This is a genomic window from Longimicrobium sp. (assembly GCF_036280135.1).
Lineage (GTDB): Bacteria > Gemmatimonadota > Gemmatimonadetes > Longimicrobiales > Longimicrobiaceae > Longimicrobium.
This window is the reverse complement of sequence record NZ_DASURI010000492.1, coordinates 1-4079: the sequence shown is the minus strand read 5'-3', so window position 1 is coordinate 4079 and position 4079 is coordinate 1. Positions and strand designations below refer to the sequence as shown.

The following is a 4079-nucleotide window of genomic DNA, read 5'->3' as shown; positions in this document are numbered from 1 at the left end:
ACTAACGCACTAACGCACTAACGCACTAACGCACTAACGCACTAACGCACTAACGCACTAACGCACTAACGCACTAACGCACTAACGCACTAACGCACTAACGCACTAACGCACTTCACGGCTGGCGGTACGACCGCACGTTCTCGTCCAGGTTCATGTAGCGGTCGCGCAGCATGGTCTCGCGGCTCACCATGGGCACCTGCTGCCCGCGGATGATCACCTGGTCCACGCGCGTGAGCAGCTCCAGCGGGTCGCCGTCCCACACGACCACGTTGGCCACCTTGCCCGGCTCCAGCGTGCCGTAGCGGTCCGCCACGCCGAAGATCTGCGCGGGGTACAGCGTCACGGCGCGCAGCGCCTCCTCGTACGGAAGGCCGTACGCCACGGCATTGCCGGCCTCCTGGCGGATGTTGAAGGCCTTGTACGTCTCGCCCGTGGTGATGGCCACCTGCACGCCGGCCCGGCGCAGCAGCGCCGCGTTGTCGTACCGCGCGCCCAGCGACTCGAAGCTCTCCGGCAGGTTGCGCAGCACCTTCACCAGCACGGGGACGCGGGCGCGGGCCAGGTCGTCGGCCACCATCCACCCCTCGGTACCGCCCGCGATGATGAGCTTGAGGTTGTACTCCTGCGCGATGCGGATGGCCGTCTGGATGTCGCTGGCGCGGTGTGCCTCCAGCACCAGGGGCAGCTCGCCGCGCAGCACGGGCTGCAGGGCGGCCAGGTCCAGCCGGCTGATGGAGAATTGCCGCGTCTCGCCGCGCTCGAACGCCTGCGGGTTGCGGGCCCACACGCGCGCGTCCTCCAGCGCCTCGCGCAGGCGCATGAACAGGCCCCCGCGCGTCCCGCCGCCCGCGTCGTCCTGCTCGCTCTCGCTCACGGAGCCGAACATGGCGATGGGCGAGCGGATGGCCATCTCGCCCACGTTGTCGCCGATCAGGTCGAACGCCAGCCCCTGGCCGGAGATCAGCCCCCCCGCCGGACGGCTGACCACCGTCGTCACGCCGGCGATGCGGGTGACGGGGATGACCATCGACCGGGGGTTGATGCCGTCCGCCACGTTGAAGGCGGCCGCCACCTGGTCCTCGTCCTGGAAGCGGTAGTCGTTGGTCGTGCCGACGGCATCCACCTCCACGAGCGCGATGTTGGTGGACGACTCGAAGAGGCCGGGCGTGACCGTCTTGCCCGTGGCGTCGATGCGCACGGCGCCGGCGGGGATGGCCACGTTGGCCCCTACGGCGGCGATGCGGCCGTTCTGGATCAGGACGGTGCCGTTGGGGATGGCCGGGCCCGAGATGGGCATGACCGTGCCGCCCGTGATGGCGATGGTCTGCGCCGCGGCGGGCGTGGCCAGCAGGGCCGCGGCGGCCGCGGCGATCAGCGTGCGGTTAGTCATTCGAGGCCTCCCTCGGGAACAGGCCCACCTCGAAGTCCGTCCTGGGCTGGCGCGACGGGTCGAAGCGGTCAAAGAGCAGCGCGCCGTCGATGTACACCCGGTCGGCGCGGGCGTACACGCTGAACGGGTTGTGCGACCAGATGACGACGTCCGCCATCTTGCCCGGCTCCAGCGTGCCCACCTGGTCCTGGATGCCCAGGGCCCACGCCGGGTTGGCCGTCAGCCAGCGCAGGGCGTCGTTCTCCGACACCTCGATCCCCGCCTCGCGGCCGGCCTCGATGGCCTTGGCGGCTTCCTGGTTGAGCTTCTGGATGCCCGTGGGGTCGTCGGAGTGCACGATGGCGCGGGCGCCGGCCTGGTGCACCATGGCGATGTTGGCACGGGTAAAGTCCAGCGCCTCCATCTTGAAGCCCCACCAGTCGGCCCACAGCGAGCCGCTGATGCTGTCGCGCACCATCAGGTCGCGGATCTTGTACGCCTCCACGCCGTGGTGAAACGAGCGGATGCGGAAGCCGAACTCGTGCGAGATGTCGATCATCTGCGCCATCTCGTCGGCGCGGTAGCAGTGGTTGTGGACGAGGATGTCGCCCCGCAGCACGCCCGCCAGCGTCTCCAGCTCCAGGTCGCGCGTGGGCGCGTTGGCACCGTTGCTGCCCGCCGCGTCCATCCGCCGGCGGTAGTCGGCGGCGCGGATCCAGGCGCTGCGGTAGCCGGCCACGTTGCCCATGCGGGTGCTGGGGCCGCCGCGGTTGCCGTACACGCGCTTGGGATTCTCGCCGCAGGCGATCTTGAGCCCGTATGGCGCGCCGGGAAACTTCATTCCCTGCACGGTGCGGCTGGGCACGTTCTTGAGCGTGACGCTGCGTCCGCCGAACAGGTTGGCGCTGCCGGGAAGGATCTGCAGGGAGGTGATGCCGCCCTCCAGCGCCCGCGTAAAGCCGGGGTCCTGGGGCCACACCGAGTGCTCCACCCACACCTCGGCGGTGTTGGGGCTGGTGGCCTCGTTGCCGTCGGAGTGCGCCTGCACGCCGGGCGAGGCGTACGCGCCCAGGTGCGAGTGGGTGTCGATGATCCCGGGCGTGACCCACTTGCCGGTGGCGTCCACCACCACGGCGTTGGCCGGCGCCTCCACCGTCTGGCCGACGGCGGCGATGCGGCCGTCCACCATCAGCACCTGGCCGTTGGGGATGACCTGCCCCGCCGCGGTCATGACGGTGCCGCCGCGGATGAGGGTGGGCACGGACGGCAGGGGCCGGTACGTGGACGGGAACGCGTCCGCGGGCCGCTGCGGCGCGTTCTGCTGCGCCGGTGCCGTGGCGGGCCGCGCCTGCCCCTGTGAGCAGGCGGCCGCCGTGGCCGCGAGCGCAAGGGCGGACAACGCACGCTTCATGGGTCTCTCCTGAAGGCGTTGCGGGAGGATGCGACGGGCGGAATTCAGCTTTTTTAGCACCGGCTGGAACGCCGTTTCTCCGGCGGAAATGCGCGTCGGAGCGTCGCGGGGAAGTGGGCGCCATTCTAGCCGTATACGGGATACCGGGGCAAGGGCGAACGTCCGTTCGAGGAGGGGACGGAGATCCGCCGATGCCCCGTTTCCCGTGCGGGCGGAGCGCCCCCCATCCCTGCCTTCCCCCATAAACGGCATGGGGGAAGGTGATCACAACCCAAGCACGATGGCGGACTGTCTGCCGGCCCGCGAAAGGCCCCCCACCCCCCGACCCCCCTGCCCCCGCTTCGCGGGAGAGGGGGAGAACTGCATTCCGGGTGGAGGTTGCCCCGGTGCAATCGGCTCGTCGAAGTCTACACCCTCTCCCGCGCAGTTTGCGGGAGAGGGTGCGAGCGACAGCGAGCGGGTGAGGGCCTGTGCCGCTCCCCGGACGACCACCGTCCCCCCGAGAGGACGCCTCCCGCGCTGCGACCGTAGCAGAAACTGGAAACATCCGCGTACTTGCTAGGATATTATCCCACTGTGACTTGGCACCGCCGTTGCTCGTCTGCCACGCCGAGATTCGGACGCATGATCACCGAACATGGGAGCCCCACGCAGATGAAGACGACGTTCAACCTGGCCCTTGCAGCGGCGCTTGCGGCTACGCTCATGGCCGCCCCCGCCGACGCGCAGGGGCGCGGACGCGGCAACGACCACCGCGACCGTGACCGGCAGGAGCAGCGCGACCGTGACCGGGACGACGATGACGATCGTCCCCGCTTCGAGCGCCGCCGCACGGACGACCGGCGCGCGGACGACCGCCGCTACGATGATCGCGTGTCCAGCCAGCAGCAGCGCCGCGTGCCGCCCGGTTGGTGCCAGGGCCGGGGCAACCCGCACAACACGGCGGAGAACTGCCGCTACAACAGCCAGCACAGCCGCTGGGAGCGCTACGACAGCCGCACGGGCCGGTACGAGACGTACGACACGTACAACCGCAACGTCAGCGGATCGTCGTACGAGTCGGCGCACCGTGACTTTCACTACTCGCACGACCGCCAGTGCCGCGAGCGCGCCGCGCAGCGCCCGCTGGACGTGCGCTGGCAGATCCAGGTGCGCTCCGAGTGCAAGTCCGTCCACGACGACTTCCATCGCCGCTGGGGCATCGCCCACCGCTGAGCCGCACGTCATTGGATGACGCAAAGGCCCGCTCCCCCTCGAGGGAGCGGGCCTTCGTGTATCATCCGCATCGGCCGGAAT

3 protein-coding genes are annotated in these 4079 nt (G+C 69.8%); 1 reads left to right on the top strand and 2 read right to left on the bottom strand.

The genetic code is table 11. The features are described 5' to 3' along the window. Nucleotides 1-115 precede the first annotated feature (115 nt). Both VFZ20_RS15885 and VFZ20_RS15880 read right to left on the bottom strand, forming a co-directional pair. Nucleotides 116-1393 carry an amidohydrolase family protein gene (locus VFZ20_RS15885; RefSeq protein ID WP_329684892.1) on the bottom strand — a complete coding sequence of 426 codons (1278 nt, stop codon included), beginning with the start codon at nucleotides 1391-1393 and terminating at the stop codon, nucleotides 116-118. Continuing rightward, entirely contained in the window at nucleotides 1386-2783 is a 1398-nt protein-coding gene (locus tag VFZ20_RS15880; RefSeq protein ID WP_329684891.1) for an amidohydrolase, read from the bottom strand. Before VFZ20_RS15880 ends, VFZ20_RS15885 begins: the two co-directional genes overlap by 8 nt. Before the next feature lie 624 nt (nucleotides 2784-3407). On the opposite strand from VFZ20_RS15880, the gene VFZ20_RS15875 reads away from it, so the two are divergent. After that, on the top strand, nucleotides 3408-3998 hold the full coding sequence (locus VFZ20_RS15875; protein ID WP_329684890.1) for a hypothetical protein: 591 nt from the start codon (nucleotides 3408-3410) through the stop codon (nucleotides 3996-3998). The last annotated feature ends 81 nt before the right edge of the window (nucleotides 3999-4079 follow it).

Coding starts and splice junctions, on each gene's coding strand:
- VFZ20_RS15875 (WP_329684890.1), top strand. CDS start 3,408: ATGATCACCGAACATGGGAGCCCCACGCAGATGAAGACGACGTTCAAC.
- VFZ20_RS15885 (WP_329684892.1), bottom strand. CDS start 1,393: ATGACTAACCGCACGCTGATCGCCGCGGCCGCCGCGGCCCTGCTGGCC.
- VFZ20_RS15880 (WP_329684891.1), bottom strand. CDS start 2,783: ATGAAGCGTGCGTTGTCCGCCCTTGCGCTCGCGGCCACGGCGGCCGCC.